Below are 22,307 nucleotides of genomic sequence, written 5' to 3'. Positions count from 1 at the left end.
AAATTACACAATTCCTATGACACAAGAAATGCTAATCATGGCCGCTATATTAGTGGCGGTTATCCTGCTCACCTTTATCGGTATCCTGTCCCGCTACCGCAAATGTAAGAGTGACGAAGTACTCGTCGTATATGGTAAGACAGGTGGAGAAAAGAAATCTGCGAAATTATATCACGGTGGAGCTGCCTTCGTGTGGCCGATTATCCAGGGCTACGAATTCCTGTCAATGAAACCGATGCAGATTGATTGCAAACTGACAGGCGCACTATCCGCACAGAATATTCGTGTTGACGTACCTACTACTATTACCGTGGCCATCAGCACCGACCCTGAAGTAATGCAGAATGCCGCAGAACGTATGCTCGGATTGACAAGAGACGACAAACAAAACCTGATTACAGATGTAGTTTATGGTCAGATGCGTCTGGTTATCGCCGACATGACGATTGAAGAGTTGAACTCCGACCGCGACAAGTTCCTCTCCAAAGTAAAAGATAATATTGATACGGAACTCCGCAAGTTCGGTCTGTATCTGATGAATATCAATATCAGTGATATTCGCGATGCTGCCAATTATATCGTCAACCTGGGTAAGGAAGCCGAAAGTAAAGCATTGAACGAAGCACAGGCAAACATCGAAGAACAGGAAAAGTTGGGTGCTATCAAAATCGCGAACCAAATCAAAGAACGCGAAACGAAAGTAGCGGAAACCCGTAAAGACCAAGATATTGCTATCGCTGAAACCAAGAAACAACAGGAAATCTCTGTTGCAAACGCCGACAAAGACAGAATATCTCAAGTAGCTATCGCCAATGCTGAGAAAGAATCGCAGGTAGCAAAAGCCGAAGCTGAAAAGAATATCCGAATCGAGCAGGCAAATACCGAAAAGGAAAGCCGCGTTGCCGAACTGAATTCCGACATGGAAATCAAACAGGCAGAAGCCGCCAAAAAAGCTGCTATCGGACGAAATGACGCACAGAAAGAAGTAGCCCTATCCAATGCCGAACTGGCCGTAACACAAGCTAATGCCGACAAGCAGGCCGGTGAAGCTGCCGCAAAATCGGAAGCTGCCGTACAGACTGCACGCGAAATTGCTCAAAAAGAAGTGGAAGAAGCCAAAGCACGGAAAGTGGAATCTTCTTTGAAAGCAGAAAAGATTGTACCTGCTGAAATCGCCAGACAGGAGGCTATCCTACAAGCGAATGCCATCGCAGAAAAGATTACCCGTGAAGCAGAAGCACGTGCAAAAGCAACTTTAGCACAAGCGGAAGCGGAAGCAAAAGCTATCCAGATGAAACTGGAAGCAGAAGCGGAAGGTAAGAAGCGGTCGTTACTTGCCGAAGCAGAAGGTTTCGAAGCAATGGTAAGAGCGGCTGAATCGAATCCGGCCATCGCTATCCAATATAAGATGGTAGACCAATGGAAGGAAATTGCCGGAGAACAGGTGAAGGCGTTCGAACACATGAACTTAGGAAATATCACTGTATTTGACGGAGGAAACGGCGGAACAAGTAACTTCCTGAATACGCTGGTGAAAACAGTAGCTCCAAGTCTTGGAGTATTGGATAAGTTGCCTATTGGTGAAACTGTGAAAGGCATTATTAATCCGGAAAGCAAAACGGAAGAAAAACCTGCCGGTAAAACAGAAGAGAAAAAGGATAAGAAATAATCCTGCTCCAACAATGATATGCGCTGATGGGAAAAGAACAAATACTTTTCTCATCAGCGTATTTTTTTCCCCTCTATCATCACGTTCTTTGTACTACATAAAATATGTAATAATATTGGCTCATGCAGGTACGGTTATGAATCAAATCCGTACGATTATGTTATGAACTAATTTCGAGCTTGCGCAGATTTATTTTTAATGCTTAATGGATTTATGGCTAATGCTTAATGGGGTTATTCGTCTGATAGCTGTTATCTTTTCGTCTGACAGTTGTTAGACGAAAAAACAACAGATGTCAGACGAAAGTTCAACAACTGTCAGACGAATAAAGTTATGTATAACGGGGATTAAATCATTGCATACTACCAATTAAGTTTTAGAAACACTAAAATTAGTTCATTTCCGTAGCGTTTTGAACTTTTTGGGTAAGGTCACCCCGTTATTCTTCTTAATTTCATATGTATATTCCAAGGTTTTCATATAACTTTGCAGGCAAAAAATACAAAATGACTATATATAAGCTCCATTTACTACCACCATTTTTGCTGATTATAGGACTTGCAACACTCACTTCAAGTTGCAAAAAGAAAGATATGTCGCTGAAACTGAACGAGCCGCGCAATATCCGTGGAGTAGTCAGCTACAAACGTTCTTTCCCTGATTTGAATGACGCCCATTTGGAAGTAGCCAAGAAGATTGGCATCCGTCCGCTTGCCGACCGTGACGCTGCCGAAGATATGAAAGAAAAGCTAGAGCATATTACAAGTAACGACTTTTATGTGGTAGATTCACTGACACACTCCATCCCTTACCTCGTTCCCCGTGCCAGTGCACTGCTCGACACGATTGGTTCCAACTTCCTCGATTCACTGACTGCCAAAGGCTTGAACCCCAATCAAGTAATCGTCACTTCGGTGTTGCGTACGGAAAATGACGTGAAACGTCTCCGCCGCCGGAACGGAAATGCTTCCGCAAACTCCGCGCATTGCTTCGGAGCTACTTTCGATGTCAGTTGGAAGCGCTTCAAGAAGGTAGAAGATAAAGATGGACGCCCTTTGCAGGATGTCAGCTCAGATACTCTGAAACTCGTTCTGTCAGAGGTTTTAAGGGACTTGCGGAAAGCGGAGAAATGCTATATCAAATATGAGCTGAAGCAAGGATGTTTCCACATCACCGCCAGATAATCGGGAAATGAGTATAAAAGGCAATAAAATTCATCCCCAAACAATCAGAGAATCCAAAACGTTTCATTAAATTTGCAGAAATTTTTCTTTAATACAATTGAATGATAGAGAAACTGATTGTTCTTGAGGATGTTGATCCTGTTATTTTTTACGGTGTAAACAACGCCAACATACAGTTAATTAAAGCTTTATATCCGAAGCTACGTATCGTTGCCCGTGGCAATGTCATCAAAGTGCTGGGCGACGAGGAAGAAATGTGCGCCTTCGAAGAAAACATCACCAAACTTGAAAAGTACTGTGCCGAATATAATTCACTGAAAGAAGAAGTTATCATCGACATTATAAAAGGGAATGCTCCCCAAGCGGAACAGACCGGAAACGTGATTGTATTCAGCGTCACGGGAAAGCCTATCATCCCCCGAAGCGAAAACCAGTTGAAGCTGGTGGAAGGATTCGCCAAGAACGATATGGTATTCGCCATCGGCCCGGCAGGTTCGGGAAAGACCTACACCGCCATTGCCCTTGCCGTGCGTGCGCTGAAGAACAAGGAAATCAAGAAGATTATCCTCAGCCGCCCCGCCGTAGAAGCCGGAGAAAAACTCGGTTTCCTGCCCGGCGACATGAAAGATAAGATTGACCCGTATCTGCAACCTTTGTACGATGCCCTTCAAGATATGATACCCGCCGCCAAGTTAAAGGAATACATGGAATTGAACATTATACAGATTGCCCCGTTAGCCTTTATGCGCGGACGCACGCTGAATGATGCAGTCGTGATTCTTGACGAAGCGCAGAATACTACCGCACAGCAAATTAAAATGTTCCTCACCCGTATGGGTATGAACACCAAAATGATTGTGACGGGAGATATGACACAGATTGACCTTCCCGCTTCGCAAACTTCGGGTCTGGTGCAGGCTATCCGCATACTGAAAGGAGTAAAAGGCATCAGTTTTGTCGAGTTGAACAAGAAAGATATTGTGCGCCATAAACTGGTGGAACGTATCGTGGATGCTTACGAGAAATTCGACAAAGAAGCGAAAGCCGAACGGGAGAAACGGAAAAACGAACAACTGGTGCTCAACGGCGAATGTCCGGTGAAACTGGCAAAAGAATAATCGCTTCAGGTTCGGAACTCCGATAACGACTTGTGATTTGAGACTTGTAATTTGTAATTATAAATAAAACAATGAAAGCATTAACAAAAACAGATTTCAACTTTCCGGGACAGAAAAGCGTGTACCACGGAAAAGTGCGCGATGTGTACAACATCAACGGCGAAAAACTCGTCATGGTAGCAACCGACCGTATTTCGGCTTTTGACGTAGTACTGCCTGAAGGTATTCCTTACAAAGGACAAATGCTGAACCAGATTGCAGCTAAATTCCTCGATGCCACTACTGACATCTGTCCGAACTGGAAACTGGCTACGCCGGATCCGATGGTTACTGTCGGTGTGTTGTGCGAAGGCTTTCCGGTAGAAATGATTGTACGCGGTTACCTGTGCGGTAGTGCATGGCGTGCTTACAAAAGCGGTGTCCGCGAAATTTGTGGTGTGAAGTTGCCGGACGGAATGCGTGAAAACGAGAAATTCCCCGAACCCATCGTAACTCCGACTACCAAAGCCGAAATGGGATTGCATGACGAAGACATCTCTAAAGAAGAAATCCTGAAACAAGGTCTGGCTACTCCCGAAGAGTACGAAGTGCTTGAAAAATATACACTGGCTCTCTTCAAACGCGGTACTGAAATCGCTGCTGAACGCGGATTGATTCTTGTTGATACCAAATATGAATTCGGCAAGCACAACGGTACTATCTACCTGATGGACGAAATCCACACTCCTGACTCCAGCCGCTATTTCTACTCGGAAGGTTATCAGGAACGTTTCGAAAAAGGCGAACCGCAGAAGCAGCTTTCCAAAGAATTTGTTCGCGAATGGTTGATGGAAAACGGTTTTCAGGGCAAAGACGGTCAGAAAGTACCCGAAATGACTCCGGCTATCGTACAGAGCATCAGTGACCGTTACATCGAATTGTTCGAGAACATCACCGGCGAGAAATTTGTGAAAGAAGATACCAGCAACATCGCTGAACGTATCGAAAAGAACGTAATGAATTTCTTGACTAAATAAGAAATGGACTACCCACAACAACATATCAAGCCTTACGACGAGGAAGGAAAAAAGACGGAACAAGTGGAACGCATGTTCGACAACATCGCACATGCCTACGACAAACTGAATCATACCTTATCTTTAGGTATCGACCGCAGTTGGCGCCGCAAAGCCATTGCCTGGCTGAGTCCTTTCCAACCCCAGCGTATGATGGACGTGGCAACCGGTACGGGGGATTTTGCCATCCTCGCCTGCCGCAAGTTGCAACCTGCCGAGTTAATCGGTACGGACATCTCGGAAGGTATGATGAATGTGGGACGTGAAAAAGTAAAGAAGGAAGGACTCTCGGACAAAATATCTTTTGCCCGGGAGGACTGTACTTCACTCTCTTTTGCCGACAATGACTTTGACGCCATTACCGTAGCGTTCGGCATCCGCAACTTCGAAGACCTCGACAAAGGGCTCTCCGAAATGTGCCGTGTACTGAAACCGGGCGGTCATCTTGTGATTCTGGAGCTTACCACTCCCGACCGTTTCCCGATGAAACAACTGTTTTCCGTCTACTCTAAAGTCGTCATCCCATTGCTGGGCAAACTTCTCTCCAAAGACAACAGTGCCTACCGCTATCTGCCGGACACCATCAAAGTATTTCCACAAGGGGAAGTCATGAAAGGAGTCATCTCACGAGCCGGATTCAGCGAGGTTAATTTCAAGCGGCTAACCTTTGGCATCTGCACACTTTATACCGCGACAAAATAGTGAGTTTTTATGATTGATTAATTTAATCCTTTCGTATTATGGAAAAATATGGTTTAATCGGCTACCCCTTGAGACATTCATTTTCTATCGGATACTTTAATGAGAAGTTCAAATCCGAAGGCATCAATGCGGAATACGTGAATTTTGAGATTCCCAAGATCAATGATTTCATGGAAGTGATTGAAGAGAATCCCAATCTGCGCGGTCTTAATGTCACTATCCCTTACAAGGAGCAAGTGATTCCTTTCTTAAGCGAACTAGACCCTGACACTGCGAAAATCGGCGCAGTGAATGTTATCAAAATTATTCGCCAGCCAAAAGGAAAAGTGAAGCTGGTCGGCTATAATTCTGATATTATCGGATTTACCCAGTCCATACAACCATTATTGCAGCCTCATCACAAAAAAGCTTTGATTCTGGGCACTGGTGGAGCATCCAAGGCTGTTTACCACGGTCTTAAAAACTTGGGCATTGAAAGTGTGTTCGTTTCGCGCACTCACAGAGCGGACAGCATGCTGACCTACGAGGAACTAAGCCCTGAAATCATGGCGGAATATACGGTAATTGTGAACTGCACTCCTGTCGGCATGTTTCCCAAGGTCGATTTCTGTCCTAATATCCCTTATGAGCTGGTAACTCCAAACCATTTGCTCTACGATTTGTTATATAATCCAAACGTTACCCTTTTCATGAAAAAGGGAGAAGCACAGGGTGCCGTTGTCAAAAACGGTCTTGAAATGCTTCTTCTTCAGGCATTTGCCGCCTGGGAAATCTGGAATAAATAGAATCTCTCCTACCCCCTTTTTCAAGGCGAGAGAGTAAAAAAGGTTAAAGGTATCATATGAAGAGAAAAGTAGTCTATAGTATTATCATCATTATGCTGGTGATGACCGGTTGCACTATCGGGGGAAGTTTCTATATGTTGAACTTTTCTCTGACTCCAGACGCAAAGATTTTGTCTAAAGATGCCGACTCTTATCCTTTTATGTACAAAAACTATCCATTTCTGCGCCCATGGGTAGATAGTCTGCGACAGGCAGATGCGCTGAAAGATACTTTTATCATCAATCCGCATGGCGTACAGCTTCATGCTTACTATATCGCTGCTCCCGAACCGACCAACAAGACAGCAGTTATCATTCACGGATATACGGACAATGCCATTCGTATGTTTATGATTGGCTACTTGTACAACCGTGATTTAGGCTTTAATATTTTGCTTCCTGAACTTCAGCATCAGGGAGAAAGTGAAGGCCGTGCCATTCAGATGGGTTGGAAAGACCGTTTGGATGTGTTGCAGTGGATGAATATTGCCAATGAAATTTTCGGAGACAGTACGCAGATGGTAGTGCATGGCATTTCGATGGGTGGTGCAACCACGATGATGGTATCCGGCGAGGAACAGCAGCCTTTTGTAAAATGTTTCGTGGAAGATTGCGGTTATACCAGTGTATGGGATGAATTTTCCCATGAATTAAAGTCATCCTTCGGACTTCCGCCTTTCCCACTAATGCATACCACAAGCTGGCTATGCGAAAAGAAATACGGTTGGGATTTCAAAGAGGCTTCTTCACTGAAACAAGTAGCCAAGTGTGAGTTGCCGATGCTGTTTATTCATGGAGACAAAGACACGTATGTCCCGACATGGATGGTATATCCGCTTTATGAAGCGAAGCCGGAACCAAAGGAACTTTGGATTGTGCCGGGTGCCGCCCATGCCGTTTCATACCAAGAGAACAAGCAGGAATACACCGATAAAGTCCGTGAGTTCGTCGGGCGATACATTCATTAAAACTATTATGAAACCAATATTTACATTTATACTCTTCACTTTTCTACTGATTCCTTTACAGGCTCAAGAGAAAGTATATACGGTAGACAATCTTCCGAAAGTTCACTTGCAAAACAAGATGCAGTATGTTTGTAATCCTGCGGGGGTACTTTCACAGGCTGCTTGTGACAGCATAGATGCCATGCTTTATGCCTTGGAGCAGCAGACGGGAATTGAAACGGTGGTTGCCGCAGTCCCTTCCATCGGGGATGAAGATTGCTTCAATTTCTGCCACCAGCTACTCAATAAATGGGGTGTAGGAAAGAAGGACAAAAATAACGGTTTGGTTATTTTGCTAGTTACCGACCAGCGTTGTATTCAGTTTTACACCGGTTATGGGTTGGAAGGAGTTCTTCCCGATGCTATCTGCAAAAGGATTCAGACGAAGTATATGATTCCTTATCTGAAAGACGGGAATTGGAGCGAGGGAATGGTAGCGGGAGTGAAAGCAACTTGTCAACGACTTGACGGTTCTATGGAGAACGATTCTCTTTCTGATTCGAGCGAGGGTGGTTCATTCGATTTTATTCTTGCTATACTCTTCTTCATCCTCATTGGCGGAGGTATCTCCTTCTTTGCGGCACGTAAGCAAAGCCGTTGCCCGAAGTGCGGAAAACATACATTGCAAAGAAGTGGCAGCAGGATAGTATCCCGGACTAACGGTGTAAAAACCGAAGATGTCACTTATACTTGTAGAAACTGCGGACATACTCTCGTACGCCGTCAGCAAAGTTACGAGAACGACTATCACCATCGCGGTGGTGGTGGAGGGCCGTTCATTGGCGGCATGGGCGGTGGAAGTTTCGGCGGCAGTAGAGGTGGCGGCTTTAGTGGTGGCAGCTTCGGCGGCGGAATGGGTGGTGGCGGCGGTGCCGGTTCACGGTTCTAAAATAAACGTAATACGATACCTAAGTTTCAAAATAAATTAGTAACTTTACTTAATTACTAAGATTGAAGAATATGAAAGAAAATAAGGGATATAAAGATAATAAAGAACAAGAGAAGGTTGTTCACGAACCAGCAGGTTCTTATGGTCTGGATGCGGTTACCATGAGACAAAAAATTATGGAACGGGTAATGCTCATGGAAGATAATCAGCTAAAAGAAATGCTCCGGTTCTCCAACGAACTGGAACAAAAATCCTGGTTAATACCACATACTCAAGAAGAATTAGAAAACGCTATCAACAAAAGTATGGAAGATGTCAAAGCCGGAAGGGTTATTTCACATGAAGATGTCCTCAAATATTATATGAAATGATAAATATTGTTTGGACTCAATCGGCTTTACAAACGCTGGAATTAGTTTATTTACAAACATTACGATATACAAAGAACGAACGTATAGCTACGAATTTGCATAATAAGCTCATCAAAGAAGCAGAAATACTTAGTACCTTTCCCAATGCGGGCAGTATTCTAAGTACTTCAGATAAAGTCACACTTTGTTACAGAGCATTAGTAGTAGATGCTAACTATAAACTTATTTATTACATTGATATTAATGAAGATGTAATCATCGTAGCAATTTGGGACGTTCGTCAAAATCCTGATAAATTAATAAAAACAATAGAATAATAGAAACATGAAAAAGTCAATTATCATCATTTTAGCCGTTGTAGCTATCCTTGTCTTTTGGGCAGTCAGTGTATATAACGGCCTGGTTACTATGGACGAGAATGTAAGTGGACAATGGGCAAATGTGGAAACACAATACCAACGCCGTGCCGACTTGATTCCCAATCTGGTAAATACAGTTAAAGGGTATGCAACCCACGAAAAAGAAACATTAGAAGGAGTGGTTGCCGCACGCAGCCAGGCAACACAAATCAAAGTGGACGCTGCTGACCTGACACCGGAAAAGCTCGCGCAATATCAGAAGGCACAGGGTGCTGTCACTTCTGCTTTAGGTAAGTTATTAGCTATCACGGAGAGTTATCCCGACTTGAAAGCTAATCAGAATTTCCTTGAGTTGCAGGCTCAACTGGAAGGTACGGAAAACCGCATCAATGTAGCACGCAAGAATTTCAATGATGCTGCACAGGCTTATAACACCAATATCCGCCGTTTCCCCAAGAGTATCTTTGCAGGAATGTTCGGATTCGATAAGAAAGCATATTTTGAAGCAGAAGAAGGTAGCGAAAAAGCGCCTAAAGTAGAATTCTAAGAAAAGTCTGCTGAAAAAATTGTGCCGCTGACTAATAAAGTTTCCGTATCTCGTTAGACACGAAAACTTTATTAGTCAGCGGCATTTCTATTAAGATAGTTGGCTGTACGAAAAAAAAGCAGTACTTTTGCAGCCGTATACAAAATAATTCTATAACTCATGAGTAATCAACGATACATGATGCGTGGAGTAAGCGCATCAAAAGAAGATGTGCACAACGCCATCAAGAACATCGACAAAGGAATTTTCCCGAAAGCATTCTGCAAAATTATTCCCGATATATTGGGAGGTGACCCGGAATATTGCAATATCATGCATGCCGACGGCGCCGGAACCAAATCTTCCCTCGCTTATATGTACTGGAAAGAAACAGGCGACCTGTCTGTATGGAAAGGAATCGCCCAGGATGCCTTGATTATGAATATCGACGACCTGCTTTGTGTAGGAGCCGTAGACAACATCCTTGTCTCTTCAACTATCGGACGCAACAAGTTATTAATCCCGGGGGAAGTTATCTCCGCCATCATCAACGGAACAGACGAATTACTTGCCGAACTCCGCGAAATGGGTGTAGGCGTATATGCAACCGGTGGCGAAACGGCTGACGTCGGCGACTTGGTACGCACCATCATTGTCGATTCTACTGTAACTTGCCGCATGAAGCGTTCAGACGTTATTGACAATGCCAATATCCGTCCGGGCGACGTAATCGTCGGCCTTGCTTCTTACGGACAGGCTACTTACGAGAAAGAATATAACGGCGGCATGGGCAGCAACGGTCTGACAAGTGCACGCCATGATGTATTCGGCAAATATCTTGCTGAAAAATATCCGGAAAGCTATGATGCGGCAGTTCCCGAAGAATTGGTTTACTCAGGAAATCTGAAACTGACAGACAGTGTAGAAGATTCTCCGATTGATGCAGGCAAGTTAGTGCTCTCTCCTACCCGCACCTATGCACCGGTAGTAAAGAAATTGCTGGATGCATTACGTCCCGAAATTCACGGAATGGTTCACTGCTCCGGCGGTGCACAGACCAAAGTGCTGCACTTTGTTGAAAACGTCCGTGTTGTAAAAGACAATCTTTTCCCTGTTCCCCCATTGTTCAAAACTATTCAGGAACAAAGCGGCACTGACTGGGCCGAGATGTACAAGGTATTCAATATGGGACACCGCCTTGAAGTTTACCTGTCACCGGAACATGCCGCAGAAGTTATCGCTATTTCCGAGTCATTCGGTATCCCGGCACAGATAGTAGGACGCGTTGAAGAATGTGACAATACAGAGTTAATCATAAAGAGCGAGTTCGGAGAATTCAGATATTAAGGAATGGCAGACAACAGTACCATATTAAAAAAATTAGACGGTCTTGTAGCCCGTTTTGAAGAAATATCAACCCTTATCACTGACCCGTCAGTAATTGCTGACCAGAAACGTTATGTTAAACTGACTAAAGAATATAAGGAACTGGATGACTTAATGAAAGCCCGTAAGGAATATATCCAATTGTTGGGCAACATCGAAGAAGCCAAGAGTATCCTTTCCAGCGAGTCGGATGCCGAAATGCGTGAAATGGCTAAAGAAGAAATGGATAACAGCCAGGAACGCCTTCCGGTATTGGAAGAAGAAATCAAACTGATGCTTGTCCCCGCCGACCCGCAGGACAGCAAGAATGCGATTCTTGAAATCCGTGGCGGTGCAGGTGGTGACGAGGCGGCTATCTTTGCCGGCGACCTCTTCCGTATGTATGCCAAATTCTGTGAGACAAAAGGCTGGAAGATGGAAGTCTCCAATGCGAACGAAGGAACGGCAGGCGGATTCAAGGAAATTGTTTGCAGCGTCACAGGTGACAATGTTTACGGAATCCTGAAATATGAATCGGGCGTACACCGTGTACAGCGCGTTCCTGCAACAGAGACTCAAGGACGCGTGCATACTTCGGCAGCTTCAGTAGCCGTACTTCCCGAAGCGGAAGAATTCGATGTAGTCATCAATGAAGGTGAAATCAAATGGGATACTTTCCGAAGCGGCGGTGCCGGCGGACAGAACGTAAATAAGGTAGAATCCGGAGTACGACTGCGCTATATATGGAAGAATCCGAATACAGGTATCGCCGAAGAAATCCTGATTGAATGTACCGAAACGCGCGACCAACCGAAAAATAAAGAACGTGCATTGGCTCGTCTGCGTACGTTTATCTATGACAAAGAACATCAGAAATATATTGACGATATTGCTTCCAAACGCAAGACAATGGTATCGACCGGAGACCGTTCGGCTAAAATCCGCACTTACAACTATCCGCAAGGACGTATCACCGACCATCGTATCAACTATACAATTTACAATCTCGCTGCTTTCATGGACGGAGATATCCAAGACTGCATTGACCACTTGATTGTGGCTGAGAATGCGGAAAGGCTGAAAGAAAGCGAGTTGTAAAAAATAGAAAGTTGCGAGCGAGGCTTTAAATTGTAAATAGTAAATCGTATAATAGTAAATAACAAGATGGATAAGCAACAATTATTTGAAAACATAAAACGCAAGAAATCATTCCTTTGCGTAGGACTTGACACCGACATCAAGAAAATCCCCGAACACCTGTTGAAAGAAGAAGACCCTATCTTCGCATTCAACAAGGCAATTATCGACGCGACAGCAGACTTGTGTATCGCCTACAAACCGAACTTGGCTTTTTACGAAAGCATGGGTGTAAAAGGATGGATTGCATTTGAAAAGACAGTAAAATACATCAAAGATAATTATCCCGACCAGTTCATCATTGCCGATGCAAAGCGTGGCGATATCGGAAATACTTCCGCCATGTACGCCCGTACATTCTTCGAAGAACTGGATATCGACTCTGTCACAGTAGCTCCTTATATGGGTGAAGACAGCGTCACTCCATTCCTTACTCATGAAGGAAAATGGGTTATATTATTAGCGCTGACATCCAACAAAGGCTCTCACGACTTCCAGTTGACAGAAGACGCGAATGGTGAACGGCTGTTTGAAAAAGTGCTGCGTAAATCACAGGAATGGGCAAACGACGACCGCATGATGTATGTGGTAGGTGCAACACAAGGACGTGCCTTCGAGGATATCCGTAAGATTGTCCCCAATCACTTCCTTCTTGTTCCCGGTGTCGGCGCTCAAGGCGGCTCACTCGAAGAAGTTTGTAAATATGGAATGAACAGTACCTGCGGATTAATTGTTAACTCATCCCGTGGAATAATCTACGTGGACAAGACAGAGAAATTTGCTGAAGCTGCCCGCGCCGCCGCACAAGAAGTACAGGCACAAATGGCCGAACAACTCAAAACAATTCTCTGAAAAGAAAACAAAATCTCTAAAAGAAACGAATGCCTTACGAAAGAAAGATAATCAACGACCCGGTATTCGGGTTTATCAATATTCCGAAGGGGTTGCTATACGATATAGTACGGCATCCCCTTTTGCAGCGTCTTACCCGTATCAAGCAGGTAGGGCTCTCGTCTGTGGTATATCCCGGTGCGCAGCACACCCGCTTCCAACATTCCCTGGGTGCTTTCTACCTGATGAGCGAAGCCATTACGCAACTGGCATCGAAAGGAAACTTCATCTTCGACAGTGAAGCGGAAGCCGTACAGGCTGCCATTCTGCTGCATGACATCGGACACGGGCCTTTCTCTCATGTGCTGGAAGACACTATTGTTAAAGGAATTCCCCACGAAGAGATTTCCCTTATGCTGATGGAACGGATGAACAAGGAGATGAACGGCCAGCTCAGCCTTGCCATTCAAATCTTCAAGGACGAGTATCCGAAGCGCTTCCTGCATCAGCTTGTCAGTGGCCAGTTGGATATGGATAGGCTTGATTATCTCCGTCGTGACAGTTTCTATACGGGAGTTACAGAAGGAAACATCGGCTCGGCACGAATCATCAAGATGCTCGATGTGGCAGACGACCGCCTTGTCATCGAATCCAAAGGAATCTACTCCATCGAGAACTTCCTCACGGCACGCCGCCTGATGTATTGGCAGGTATATTTGCACAAGACTTCGGTAGCCTACGAAAAGATGCTTATCAGTACCCTTTTGCGCGCCAAAGAACTGGCTTCGCAGGGAGTGGAGCTGTTCGCATCACCCGCATTCCGCTTTTTCCTTTACAAAGACATCACTCCCGAAGAGTTCTACAACAACCCCGATTGTCTGGAGAACTTTGTACAACTGGATGATAATGATATATGGACGGCCTTGAAAGTATGGAGCACCCATACTGACAAGGTTCTTTCCACTTTAAGCATGGGAATGATTAACCGAAATATCTTTAAAGTGGAAATTTCGTCGGAACCGATTGGTGAAGACAGAAAAAAAGAATTAACTTTGCAAATCAGCCAGCAATTAGGCATAACACTTTCCGAAGCGAACTATTTTGTCTCTACCCCCAGCATCGAAAAGAATATGTACGACCCGGCGGATGACAGTATTGACATTATCTATAAAGACGGCACTATCAAAAATATTGCCGAAGCATCGGACATGTTGAACATCTCTTTATTGTCCAAAAAGGTAAAGAAATACTATCTCTGCTACCAGAGATTACATAGATAAGTATAAAATATTCATGCAATAACACGGAAATCTGAAAAAAAAGTCCGTTATTTGTGAACTAATTAAATTTTAAATTAAAGACATGGAGTTCTCGGCTAAGCAAATTGCAGCATTTATCCAAGGGGAAATCATTGGAGACGAAAACGCTACGGTACACACATTCGCTAAAATAGAAGAGGGAATGCCCGGAGCTATTTCTTTCCTGTCAAACCCCAAATATACGCCTTACATCTACGAGACACAATCTAGCATTGTCCTGGTTAATAAGGACTTCACTCCTGAACATGAAATTAAAACGACCCTTATCAAAGTAGACAATGCATACGAAAGCCTGGCGAAATTGCTCAACCTTTATGAAATGAGCAAACCTAAAAAACAGGGTATCGATTCATTAGCATTTGTTGCCTCCAGTGCCAAGATTGGTGAGAACGTATATATAGGTGCTTTTGCCTACATTGGCGAAAACGCCGTGATCGGAGATAATACTCAAATTTATCCGCATACTTTTGTTGGAGACGGTGTGAAAATAGGCAACAGTTGCCTGCTTTACCCGAATGTAAATGTTTATCATGATTGCCGCATAGGCAACGAATGTATCCTGCACTCGGGTGCGGTAATCGGAGCCGACGGATTCGGTTTCGCCCCTACTCCGAACGGATACGACAAGATTCCTCAAATCGGAATTGTTATTCTGGAAGATAAAGTGGACATAGGTGCCAATACCTGTGTAGACCGTGCTACAATGGGAGCTACGGTAGTACATAGTGGTGTCAAATTGGATAACCTGATACAAATAGCCCATAATGACGAGATCGGTTCGCATACCGTAATGGCTGCACAAGCCGGTATCGCCGGTTCTACCAAAGTGGGAGAATGGTGTATGATTGGCGGTCAGGTAGGTATTGCCGGACACTCAAAAATAGGAGATAAAGTCGGTTTGGGCGCACAATCGGGCGTACCGGGAGATATCAAGTCCGGCAGTCAGCTCATCGGTACTCCTCCTATGGAGTTAAAACAATATTTCAAGTCATCCATCGCACAAAGAAGCCTGCCGGACATGCAGAAAGAACTGCGTAGCCTGCGCAAGGAAATCGAAGAATTAAAACAACTATTAAATAAGTAAATAGCCAATGCTGAAACAAAAAACGCTGAAAGATAGCTTTTCACTGAGCGGGAAAGGTCTTCACACTGGACTTGATCTCACTGTAACATTTAATCCTGCTCCGGACAATCATGGATATAAAATCCAGCGCATTGACGTAGAAGGACAACCAACTATCGATGCAGTAGCCGACAACGTGACAGAAACCACCCGTGGTACTGTGTTGTCGAAGAATGGAGTCAAAGTAAGCACCGTTGAACATGGTATGGCAGCCCTTTACGCATTGGGCATTGATAACTGCCTTATCCAGGTAAACGGCCCGGAGTTTCCGATTTTAGATGGTAGTGCACAATATTATGTACAAGAAATAGAACGTGTAGGAACAGTAGAACAGAATGCCGTCAAGGACTTTTATATCATTAAGTCAAAGATTGAATTCCGTGACGAGTCGACAGGTTCTTCCATCATCGTACTACCGGACGAGAATTTTAGCCTGAATGTACTGGTTTCTTATGATTCGACCATTATCCCGAACCAGTTTGCTACACTTGAAGACATGCATAAATTCAAAGACGAAGTGGCTGCCAGCCGTACATTCGTCTTTGTTCGCGAAATAGAACCGCTGCTCTCTGCGGGATTGATTAAAGGGGGCGACCTGGACAATGCTATCGTAATCTACGAACGTAAGATGTCACAGGAAAGCTTCGACAAGTTGGCAGACGTTATGGGAGTTCCTCATATGGACGCCAATGAGTTAGGCTATATCAACCACAAGCCGTTGGTCTGGCCGAATGAATGTGCCCGTCACAAATTACTGGATGTTATCGGCGACCTCGCTTTAATCGGCAAACCGATTAAAGGGCGTATCATCGCTACCCGTCCCGGACATACTATCAATAACAAGTTTGCCCGTCAGATGCGGAAAGAAATTCGTTTGCACGATATTCAGGCACCAAACTATGACTGTAACCGTGAGCCGGTGATGGATGTAAACCGTATCCGCGAACTGTTGCCGCATCGCTATCCTTTCCAACTGGTAGATAAAGTGATTGAAATCGGTGCCAACTATATAGTAGGTGTAAAGAATATTACTGCCAACGAGCCTTTCTTCCAAGGACATTTTCCACAAGAACCCGTTATGCCGGGCGTGCTCCAAGTAGAAGCAATGGCACAAGTAGGCGGTTTGTTGGTTCTCAACTCTGTTGACGAACCGGAGCGTTACTCCACTTATTTTATGAAGATAGACGGTGTGAAGTTCCGCCAGAAAGTAGTGCCGGGAGATACACTGACATTCCGTGTGGAATTATTAGCACCTATCCGTCGTGGTATATCCACAATGAAAGGTTACGCATTCGTTGGGGAAAAAGTAGTTTGCGAAGCTGAGTTTATGGCACAAATAGTAAAAAATAAGTAATTAACAATTGGAAAATCAAATGATAAGTCCTTTAGCGTATATTCATCCCGAAGCTAAAATCGGGGAAAATGTAGAAATTGCGCCTTTTGTATTTATAGATAAAAACGTGGTTATCGGCGACAACAATAAAATTATGGCTAATGCCAACATTTTATATGGTTCACGTATTGGTAACGGAAATACTATTTTTCCGGGTGCCGTTATCGGGGCTATTCCGCAGGATCTTAAATTTCAAGGGGAAGAATCAACAGCCGAAATCGGAGACAATAACCTGATTCGCGAGAACGTGACAATCAACCGTGGTACGGCAGCTAAAGGGCGCACGATTGTGGGAAATAACAACTTACTGATGGAAAGCGTGCACGTGGCACATGATGCTTTGGTCGGTAACGGATGCATCATTGGTAACTCTACCAAGATGGCCGGTGAAATCGTAATTGATGATAACGCTATTATCAGTGGCGGTGTACTAATGCATCAATTCTGTCATGTAGGCAGCTATGTAATGATTCAAGGTGGTTCCCGTTTCAGTAAGGACATTCCTCCCTACATCATTGCAGGACGCGAACCAATCGCTTTCAGCGGAATCAACATTATCGGCTTGCGCCGTCGTGGTTTTACCAATGAAGTGATTGAAAACATTCACAATGCCTATCGTATCATCTACCAAAGTGGATTGAACACGACAGAAGCATTAAAGAAAATTGAAGATGAATTCGAGAAGAGTCCTGAAATCGACTACATCATCGACTTCATCCGTAATTCAGAACGTGGTATAATTAAATAAACAGTTCAAAATAGTCATATTATGATATACAGATTTACTATCATATCTGATGAAGTTGACGATTTTGTCAGAGAAATACAAATTGATCCGGAAGCTACTTTTTTAGACTTCCATGAGGCAATCGTAAAATCAGTTGGGTACGCAAACGACCAGATGACTTCTTTCTTTATCTGCGACGACGATTGGGAAAAAGAAAAGGAAGTGACTTTGGAAGAAATGGACGACAACCCTGAAATGGATAGCTGGGTGATGAAAGAAACTACTATCAGTGAACTGGTAGAAGATGAAAAACAAAAGTTGCTGTATGTATTCGATTACATGACGGAACGTTGTTTCTTCATTGAGTTATCTGAAATCATTACCGGAAAGGAAATGAAGGGTGCCAAATGCACCAAGAAATCAGGGGATGCCCCGAAACAGACAGTCGATTTTGAAGAAATGGCTGTTGCCGGTGGTTCTCTCGATTTAGACGAAAACTTCTATGGCGACCAGGATTTCGATATGGAAGACTTTGATCAGGAAGGATTCGATATTGGTGGCGACGCAGGCGGTTCATTCGAAGAAGAGAAATTCTAATTTAACGATTAGTGGTTAGTGATTAACACTATGCAGTATATTGTGCAATTGTTAATCACTAACCACTAATCATTAATCACTAATCACTTAAGTCCATTGCCTACTCTCATTGTTCTTATAGGGCCTACCGGCGTAGGGAAAACCGAATTGAGTCTACGGATAGCAGAGAATTTCCGGACAAGCATTGTATCTGCTGATTCGAGACAACTTTATGCTGAATTAAAAATAGGCACGGCAGCGCCTACTCCCGAACAATTGGCACGTGTACCCCATCACCTAGTCGGTACGCTTCATCTTACAGATTATTATAGTGCCGCCCAATACGAAGCGGAAGCACTGGAAATCCTTGAAAAGTTATTTACCCAACATGAAGTCGTGGTTCTTACCGGCGGCTCGATGATGTATGTGGACGCTATCTGCAAAGGTATTGATGACATTCCTACCGTTGATGCGGAAACCCGCCAGTTCATGTTGCAGAAATATGAGGAAGAAGGACTTGAACAACTCTGCGCGGAACTCCGCTTATTAGACCCGGAATATTATCGTATTGTAGATTTGAAGAATCCCAAGCGAGTAATTCATGCACTGGAAATCTGCTATATGACGGGACGCACATACACTTCTTTCCGCACGCAACAAAAGAAAGAGCGCCCTTTCCGTATTATCAAAGTAGGACTAACCCGTGAGCGGGAAGAACTTTATGACCGTATCAACCGCCGTGTGGATATGATGATGGAAGAGGGTTTATTGGAAGAAGTACGTTCTGTACTCCCCTATCGCCATCTTAACTCTCTCAATACGGTAGGATACAAAGAACTGTTCAAGTACTTGGATGGAGAATGGGAACTACCGTTTGCCATTGAAAAGATAAAGCAGAATTCTCGTATTTATTCACGCAAACAAATGACTTGGTTCAAGCGGGATGAAGAAATACGCTGGTTTCATCCGGAACAAGAAACGGAGATACTTGCGTACCTCCGCCAGTCTTTATCCTAAGCATTCCTGAATATTACTTTTCACTCACCAAACGAATAACAATTCTACCATCAACACGGTCTGCTGAAGCCGATTTAATAGCCTTCGCCGACATTTGCTGTAACTTACCGGCATTTACCTCTTTTCCATCCAAAAGGTAAATAACCTCCCCTTCCATATCTTTCGCAGCACTTTCAGCTAGTTGCCATGCGTCAGTATAAGCAGGTTGGGGATTATTCTTTTTAGCCTGAAATTCTTCATCAGTCAGCATTTCTATTACAATCACCCCATTCTTTGCCTTATCCCCATAAACAACTGCTGCCGATTTATCTTTCAGTATAGTAATACTTTTAATACGGTCAGGAGCAATCTTGGATAAAGCATCTTTTTCCAAAGCTTCCTTACCGTCAACAATAACCAATGGCTGTCCACCCTCTTTCACTCCATGAACATTAATGCCATTAATAAGGCCGGCAGGTTTTGTTTCCCGAGCCCTCACAAGCCGATTGGTAGTTTCCGGCAATAGTTTCACTACTTCCTGTTCCATCCGTACTGACATCGTAGCACTTACAGGAACTTTCATGGATTTGTATCCGATAAACGAAAATAGCAGATTACCACCTTTTACGGCTTTCAGGCTGAAACGGCCGTCTATATCCGTGATTGCACCATAAGTCGTATTAGGCACAAGTATACTTACACCTGCTTTCGGACGCCCCTGTTCGTCAACGACAGTCCCACTAACTTGGAAATTGGGTACTACGTTTTCCTGATTATCCACTTTAGAAAAATTAAACTGTGTTGTCGTACCCGGCTTCTTTGTGGTTACAAGAATCACTCCATTTTCGCCACGTTTACCATATATTTTTATAGAAGCACTATCTTTCAGGACAGACACGCTCTCTATATCCGACGGATTCATCCTTTCCATAGCATTCATGCTGATTTCCTTACCATCAGCAAGAATCAACGGCTGCTTATCCAATCCAAATCTGATATTACCAAATCTTACAGGAATAGAATACTTCACAGGAACAGGCTTACCACGTTGCTTTCCCGGAATCCAGTCCGGCATTTCACTAACGATCCTTTCAGCTTCCTTGTTCAGCGAAGGTTGGTCAGACTCAAGTACTTGCACATTTGTCACTTTTCCGCTTCCAGTGACTGTAAAGCCAATCGTTACCAGTCCACCTGCCTTACCTTTCATAGGGGAGTCGGCCACTTTACTTTCCAAGTACTTGCTCAATGCATCCATACCGCCAGGGTACTCCGGCATCTGCTCCACCACCTCAAAGATAACAATTTCTTCTTCCTCTTTCTTTTCCGTCGCAGCCACCTTCGGATCAGCCTTCTTCACGACTTTCGATGCTTTCACTGTATCTTGCAGCACCTTTTCTTGCACAATTTCAGCTAAATCATTAACTTTGACTGCTGAAATCTCTTCGACTTTCTCCGAGATTTCGGGACGGGCAAAGGCAGTTACTGCAATAGCTGCCAACGGAAGTACATACAGGTACTTCAAACGAGCCCATGGACTTGATTTTTCTTTTAACATCATAGTGATACGTTTTTTAAGTTTACTGTGATTAAAGCTGTTGGCCATAGAGTAGAGCCTTGTGCCAACGGCTTTTTTTATTAATAATAGTTGATATTCCTTCGCGTTTACTCCTTCATTGATAACCGTCTCGTCCGCTTCGTACTCATGGATATTCTGCAACTCCTGTTTCAGCAACCATGCGCCCGGATTGAACCATTGGAAGAAAATACAAATATCCGCCAATAATAAATCTATGGAATGACGGTGACGGATATGCGCCGTTTCGTGAATCAGAATCTCCCGTCCATTCTCTTCCATATCTTTCTGACTGATAACGATATACTTCATCCAACTAAACGGAGCGATTGTCCGGTTATGCACCACAAGAATAATACCCTTCTCCAACTTCTCATGTCTGCCCGAATATATCAGCCTGAAAAGACAAATCAAAGAACAGATATTACGACAAGCAAAAAAGACTATGCCTGCCAGATAAACCAATAAAACGATTTGTATCCAGGAAACAGAAGGCGCTTCCTGTACCATTGCCCCCACTTCCGGAGCCGTCGCGTTCAGTTCCGCCATCATCAACAACTGCTCGATAGAAAGTACAGCCTGCTGCACTTCAACCTGATGACGGGTAGTCATCTCAATGCAAGGGATGAGCAACGAGAAGAACAGCACTCCCAATAAAGCAGCACGGTTGAAACGGTGAAACGTCTCCTTGCTCAATAATAACCGGAAAAACAGGTAAAACAAGACAAGGCAGACAGATGATTTTAATATATAAATAAAGAATGCTCCCATAGTGTAGATTGTCGTTTTATTAATTAGTCTTTCTTGTCTGTCTTCTCTACTTCATGAATCAGTTGTTTCAGCTCATCCAAAGAAATATCTTCCTCTTTGACCAAAGAAGAAACAGCACTCAAATAAGAATTATTAAAATACTTGCTAATCACATTCCGAAGCGTCCCTTTACGAAAATCTTCTTCACTGACCACAGGATAATATTGATAGGTATTACCAAACGTATTGTGAGCCAGAAAACCCTTGTCTTCCAACCCGCGCACGATAGTAGATAATGTATTGAAATGTGGTTTCGGCTCTTCATAGAAAGCCAACATTTCTTTCACGAACAAGGGGCCTTTTTCCCAAAAAAAGCCCATGATTTCTTCCTCTTTTGCTGTTAATCCTTTCATACTTGCAACATTGTTTGCTGCAAATAACGAAAAGTTTTAGTTCACAAACTAATTTTCCTAGTTAAAGTAAACTAAAGCATCTAGTTTATCCCCACAGCTTATCTACAATAAAGTTGCCGATAAAGAATAAATCACCCATAAAAACAATGCTGAACACTAAAAAAGTGAAGCAGGTGCTCCAGCGCGCACCACCTTCCTCTTCGCCGCGCTTGATACGCAGCAGGGAACTATACAGGCAATCGCCTGCAATGAACAGTACAAACAAACCCGGTATCAAGTCGCCCCACGACACCAGCCACAAGTTATCACCCTTCCCTAACAGGAAGGTCAACGCCACCGCCAACAAGAAGACAGAAGCATACTGCAAGTCTTTCCTTTTTGAATTCATAGTGGTAATATT

At 43.8% G+C, this 22,307-nt stretch carries 23 protein-coding genes; 20 read left to right on the top strand and 3 right to left on the bottom strand.

The features are described from left to right. Positions 1-16 precede the first annotated feature (16 nt). From BQ7997_RS19635 to miaA, 20 genes are all read left to right on the top strand, one after another. Entirely contained in the window at positions 17-1,669 is a 1,653-nt protein-coding gene (locus BQ7997_RS19635; RefSeq protein ID WP_022140469.1) for a flotillin family protein, read from the top strand. 506 nt (positions 1,670-2,175) lie between these two features. Next, complete coding sequence (locus BQ7997_RS19630; protein ID WP_073347741.1) at positions 2,176-2,853, top strand: DUF5715 family protein; 678 nt, start codon at positions 2,176-2,178, stop codon at positions 2,851-2,853. 101 nt (positions 2,854-2,954) lie between these two features. Further along, on the top strand, positions 2,955-3,971 hold the full coding sequence (locus BQ7997_RS19625; protein WP_073347740.1) for a PhoH family protein: 1,017 nt from the start codon (positions 2,955-2,957) through the stop codon (positions 3,969-3,971). A 71-nt stretch (positions 3,972-4,042) separates the two neighbouring features. Continuing rightward, the gene (locus tag BQ7997_RS19620) at positions 4,043-4,987 is read left to right on the top strand and encodes a phosphoribosylaminoimidazolesuccinocarboxamide synthase (RefSeq protein ID WP_073347739.1); all 945 of its coding nucleotides are present in this window, start codon (positions 4,043-4,045) and stop codon (positions 4,985-4,987) included. A 3-nt stretch (positions 4,988-4,990) separates the two neighbouring features. Beyond that, positions 4,991-5,728, top strand: a complete 738-nt coding sequence (ubiE, locus tag BQ7997_RS19615; RefSeq protein ID WP_073347738.1) for a bifunctional demethylmenaquinone methyltransferase/2-methoxy-6-polyprenyl-1,4-benzoquinol methylase UbiE — start codon at positions 4,991-4,993, stop codon at positions 5,726-5,728. A gap of 38 nt (positions 5,729-5,766) precedes the next feature. Continuing rightward, positions 5,767-6,513 carry a shikimate dehydrogenase family protein gene (locus BQ7997_RS19610; protein ID WP_073347737.1) on the top strand — a complete coding sequence of 249 codons (747 nt, stop codon included), beginning with the start codon at positions 5,767-5,769 and terminating at the stop codon, positions 6,511-6,513. Positions 6,514-6,569: 56 nt separating this feature from the next. Beyond that, positions 6,570-7,520, top strand: a complete 951-nt coding sequence (locus BQ7997_RS19605) for an alpha/beta hydrolase (protein WP_073347736.1) — start codon at positions 6,570-6,572, stop codon at positions 7,518-7,520. Between the two features lie 7 nt (positions 7,521-7,527). Then, complete coding sequence (locus BQ7997_RS19600) at positions 7,528-8,448, top strand: TPM domain-containing protein (RefSeq protein ID WP_073347735.1); 921 nt, start codon at positions 7,528-7,530, stop codon at positions 8,446-8,448. A gap of 71 nt (positions 8,449-8,519) precedes the next feature. Continuing rightward, the gene (locus BQ7997_RS19595; protein ID WP_022139402.1) at positions 8,520-8,819 is read left to right on the top strand and encodes a hypothetical protein; all 300 of its coding nucleotides are present in this window, start codon (positions 8,520-8,522) and stop codon (positions 8,817-8,819) included. Then, positions 8,816-9,136, top strand: coding sequence for a type II toxin-antitoxin system RelE/ParE family toxin (locus BQ7997_RS19590; protein ID WP_022139401.1), 321 nt, complete (start codon positions 8,816-8,818; stop codon positions 9,134-9,136). The genes BQ7997_RS19595 and BQ7997_RS19590 overlap by 4 nt, the downstream gene beginning before the upstream one ends. Positions 9,137-9,143: 7 nt before the next feature. Continuing rightward, entirely contained in the window at positions 9,144-9,725 is a 582-nt protein-coding gene (locus tag BQ7997_RS19585) for a LemA family protein (protein ID WP_073347734.1), read from the top strand. Between the two features lie 159 nt (positions 9,726-9,884). Further along, the gene (locus tag BQ7997_RS19580; RefSeq protein WP_044653352.1) at positions 9,885-11,051 is read left to right on the top strand and encodes an AIR synthase-related protein; all 1,167 of its coding nucleotides are present in this window, start codon (positions 9,885-9,887) and stop codon (positions 11,049-11,051) included. 3 nt (positions 11,052-11,054) lie between these two features. Then, a complete protein-coding gene (gene prfA, locus BQ7997_RS19575; RefSeq protein ID WP_073347733.1) occupies positions 11,055-12,167 on the top strand; it encodes a peptide chain release factor 1 in 1,113 nt (370 codons plus the stop codon). Between the two features lie 66 nt (positions 12,168-12,233). Then, the gene (pyrF, locus tag BQ7997_RS19570) at positions 12,234-13,058 is read left to right on the top strand and encodes an orotidine-5'-phosphate decarboxylase (RefSeq protein WP_073347732.1); all 825 of its coding nucleotides are present in this window, start codon (positions 12,234-12,236) and stop codon (positions 13,056-13,058) included. 29 nt (positions 13,059-13,087) lie between these two features. Continuing rightward, complete coding sequence (locus BQ7997_RS19565) at positions 13,088-14,317, top strand: HD domain-containing protein (protein WP_022139396.1); 1,230 nt, start codon at positions 13,088-13,090, stop codon at positions 14,315-14,317. 82 nt (positions 14,318-14,399) lie between these two features. Next, positions 14,400-15,440 carry a UDP-3-O-(3-hydroxymyristoyl)glucosamine N-acyltransferase gene (gene lpxD, locus BQ7997_RS19560; protein ID WP_073347731.1) on the top strand — a complete coding sequence of 347 codons (1,041 nt, stop codon included), beginning with the start codon at positions 14,400-14,402 and terminating at the stop codon, positions 15,438-15,440. Positions 15,441-15,447: 7 nt separating this feature from the next. Continuing rightward, positions 15,448-16,833: a bifunctional UDP-3-O-[3-hydroxymyristoyl] N-acetylglucosamine deacetylase/3-hydroxyacyl-ACP dehydratase gene (locus BQ7997_RS19555; RefSeq protein WP_073347730.1), complete on the top strand. Its 1,386-nt coding sequence runs from the start codon at positions 15,448-15,450 to the stop codon at positions 16,831-16,833. 19 nt (positions 16,834-16,852) lie between these two features. Then, a complete protein-coding gene (gene lpxA, locus BQ7997_RS19550; protein WP_022139393.1) occupies positions 16,853-17,620 on the top strand; it encodes an acyl-ACP--UDP-N-acetylglucosamine O-acyltransferase in 768 nt (255 codons plus the stop codon). 21 nt (positions 17,621-17,641) lie between these two features. Next, the gene (locus BQ7997_RS19545; protein ID WP_022139392.1) at positions 17,642-18,196 is read left to right on the top strand and encodes an IS1096 element passenger TnpR family protein; all 555 of its coding nucleotides are present in this window, start codon (positions 17,642-17,644) and stop codon (positions 18,194-18,196) included. A 96-nt stretch (positions 18,197-18,292) separates the two neighbouring features. After that, a complete protein-coding gene (gene miaA / locus BQ7997_RS19540) occupies positions 18,293-19,192 on the top strand; it encodes a tRNA (adenosine(37)-N6)-dimethylallyltransferase MiaA (protein WP_073347729.1) in 900 nt (299 codons plus the stop codon). 13 nt (positions 19,193-19,205) lie between these two features. Here miaA and BQ7997_RS19535 read toward each other — a convergent pair whose 3' ends face one another. The 3 genes from BQ7997_RS19535 to BQ7997_RS19525 all read right to left on the bottom strand — a co-directional run bounded on the left by BQ7997_RS19535 (position 19,206) and on the right by BQ7997_RS19525 (position 22,295). Continuing rightward, positions 19,206-21,515, bottom strand: a complete 2,310-nt coding sequence (locus BQ7997_RS19535) for a M56 family metallopeptidase (protein WP_235817330.1) — start codon at positions 21,513-21,515, stop codon at positions 19,206-19,208. A 23-nt stretch (positions 21,516-21,538) separates the two neighbouring features. Beyond that, positions 21,539-21,907, bottom strand: coding sequence for a BlaI/MecI/CopY family transcriptional regulator (locus BQ7997_RS19530; protein WP_073347728.1), 369 nt, complete (start codon positions 21,905-21,907; stop codon positions 21,539-21,541). 85 nt (positions 21,908-21,992) lie between these two features. Next, complete coding sequence (locus BQ7997_RS19525) at positions 21,993-22,295, bottom strand: hypothetical protein (protein ID WP_022139388.1); 303 nt, start codon at positions 22,293-22,295, stop codon at positions 21,993-21,995. Positions 22,296-22,307 lie beyond the last annotated feature (12 nt).

It is taken from the genome of Bacteroides congonensis (assembly GCF_900130125.1).
In the GTDB taxonomy this organism is placed as follows: domain Bacteria; phylum Bacteroidota; class Bacteroidia; order Bacteroidales; family Bacteroidaceae; genus Bacteroides; species Bacteroides congonensis.
The sequence above is the reverse complement of the archived record's forward strand: the minus strand, read 5'-3'. Positions and strand labels throughout refer to the sequence as shown.

Excerpts from the sequence above, each read along its gene's own strand:
- BQ7997_RS19635 (WP_022140469.1), top strand. The coding sequence starts at position 17 with ATGACACAAGAAATGCTAATCATGGCCGCTATATTAGTGGCGGTTATC.
- BQ7997_RS19630 (WP_073347741.1), top strand. The coding sequence starts at position 2,176 with ATGACTATATATAAGCTCCATTTACTACCACCATTTTTGCTGATTATA.
- BQ7997_RS19625 (WP_073347740.1), top strand. The coding sequence starts at position 2,955 with ATGATAGAGAAACTGATTGTTCTTGAGGATGTTGATCCTGTTATTTTT.
- BQ7997_RS19620 (WP_073347739.1), top strand. The coding sequence starts at position 4,043 with ATGAAAGCATTAACAAAAACAGATTTCAACTTTCCGGGACAGAAAAGC.
- ubiE (WP_073347738.1), top strand. The coding sequence starts at position 4,991 with ATGGACTACCCACAACAACATATCAAGCCTTACGACGAGGAAGGAAAA.
- BQ7997_RS19610 (WP_073347737.1), top strand. The coding sequence starts at position 5,767 with ATGGAAAAATATGGTTTAATCGGCTACCCCTTGAGACATTCATTTTCT.
- BQ7997_RS19605 (WP_073347736.1), top strand. The coding sequence starts at position 6,570 with ATGAAGAGAAAAGTAGTCTATAGTATTATCATCATTATGCTGGTGATG.
- BQ7997_RS19600 (WP_073347735.1), top strand. The coding sequence starts at position 7,528 with ATGAAACCAATATTTACATTTATACTCTTCACTTTTCTACTGATTCCT.
- BQ7997_RS19595 (WP_022139402.1), top strand. The coding sequence starts at position 8,520 with ATGAAAGAAAATAAGGGATATAAAGATAATAAAGAACAAGAGAAGGTT.
- BQ7997_RS19590 (WP_022139401.1), top strand. The coding sequence starts at position 8,816 with ATGATAAATATTGTTTGGACTCAATCGGCTTTACAAACGCTGGAATTA.
- BQ7997_RS19585 (WP_073347734.1), top strand. The coding sequence starts at position 9,144 with ATGAAAAAGTCAATTATCATCATTTTAGCCGTTGTAGCTATCCTTGTC.
- BQ7997_RS19580 (WP_044653352.1), top strand. The coding sequence starts at position 9,885 with ATGAGTAATCAACGATACATGATGCGTGGAGTAAGCGCATCAAAAGAA.
- prfA (WP_073347733.1), top strand. The coding sequence starts at position 11,055 with ATGGCAGACAACAGTACCATATTAAAAAAATTAGACGGTCTTGTAGCC.
- pyrF (WP_073347732.1), top strand. The coding sequence starts at position 12,234 with ATGGATAAGCAACAATTATTTGAAAACATAAAACGCAAGAAATCATTC.
- BQ7997_RS19565 (WP_022139396.1), top strand. The coding sequence starts at position 13,088 with ATGCCTTACGAAAGAAAGATAATCAACGACCCGGTATTCGGGTTTATC.
- lpxD (WP_073347731.1), top strand. The coding sequence starts at position 14,400 with ATGGAGTTCTCGGCTAAGCAAATTGCAGCATTTATCCAAGGGGAAATC.
- BQ7997_RS19555 (WP_073347730.1), top strand. The coding sequence starts at position 15,448 with ATGCTGAAACAAAAAACGCTGAAAGATAGCTTTTCACTGAGCGGGAAA.
- lpxA (WP_022139393.1), top strand. The coding sequence starts at position 16,853 with ATGATAAGTCCTTTAGCGTATATTCATCCCGAAGCTAAAATCGGGGAA.
- BQ7997_RS19545 (WP_022139392.1), top strand. The coding sequence starts at position 17,642 with ATGATATACAGATTTACTATCATATCTGATGAAGTTGACGATTTTGTC.
- BQ7997_RS19535 (WP_235817330.1), bottom strand. The coding sequence starts at position 21,515 with ATGGGAGCATTCTTTATTTATATATTAAAATCATCTGTCTGCCTTGTC.
- BQ7997_RS19530 (WP_073347728.1), bottom strand. The coding sequence starts at position 21,907 with ATGAAAGGATTAACAGCAAAAGAGGAAGAAATCATGGGCTTTTTTTGG.
- BQ7997_RS19525 (WP_022139388.1), bottom strand. The coding sequence starts at position 22,295 with ATGAATTCAAAAAGGAAAGACTTGCAGTATGCTTCTGTCTTCTTGTTG.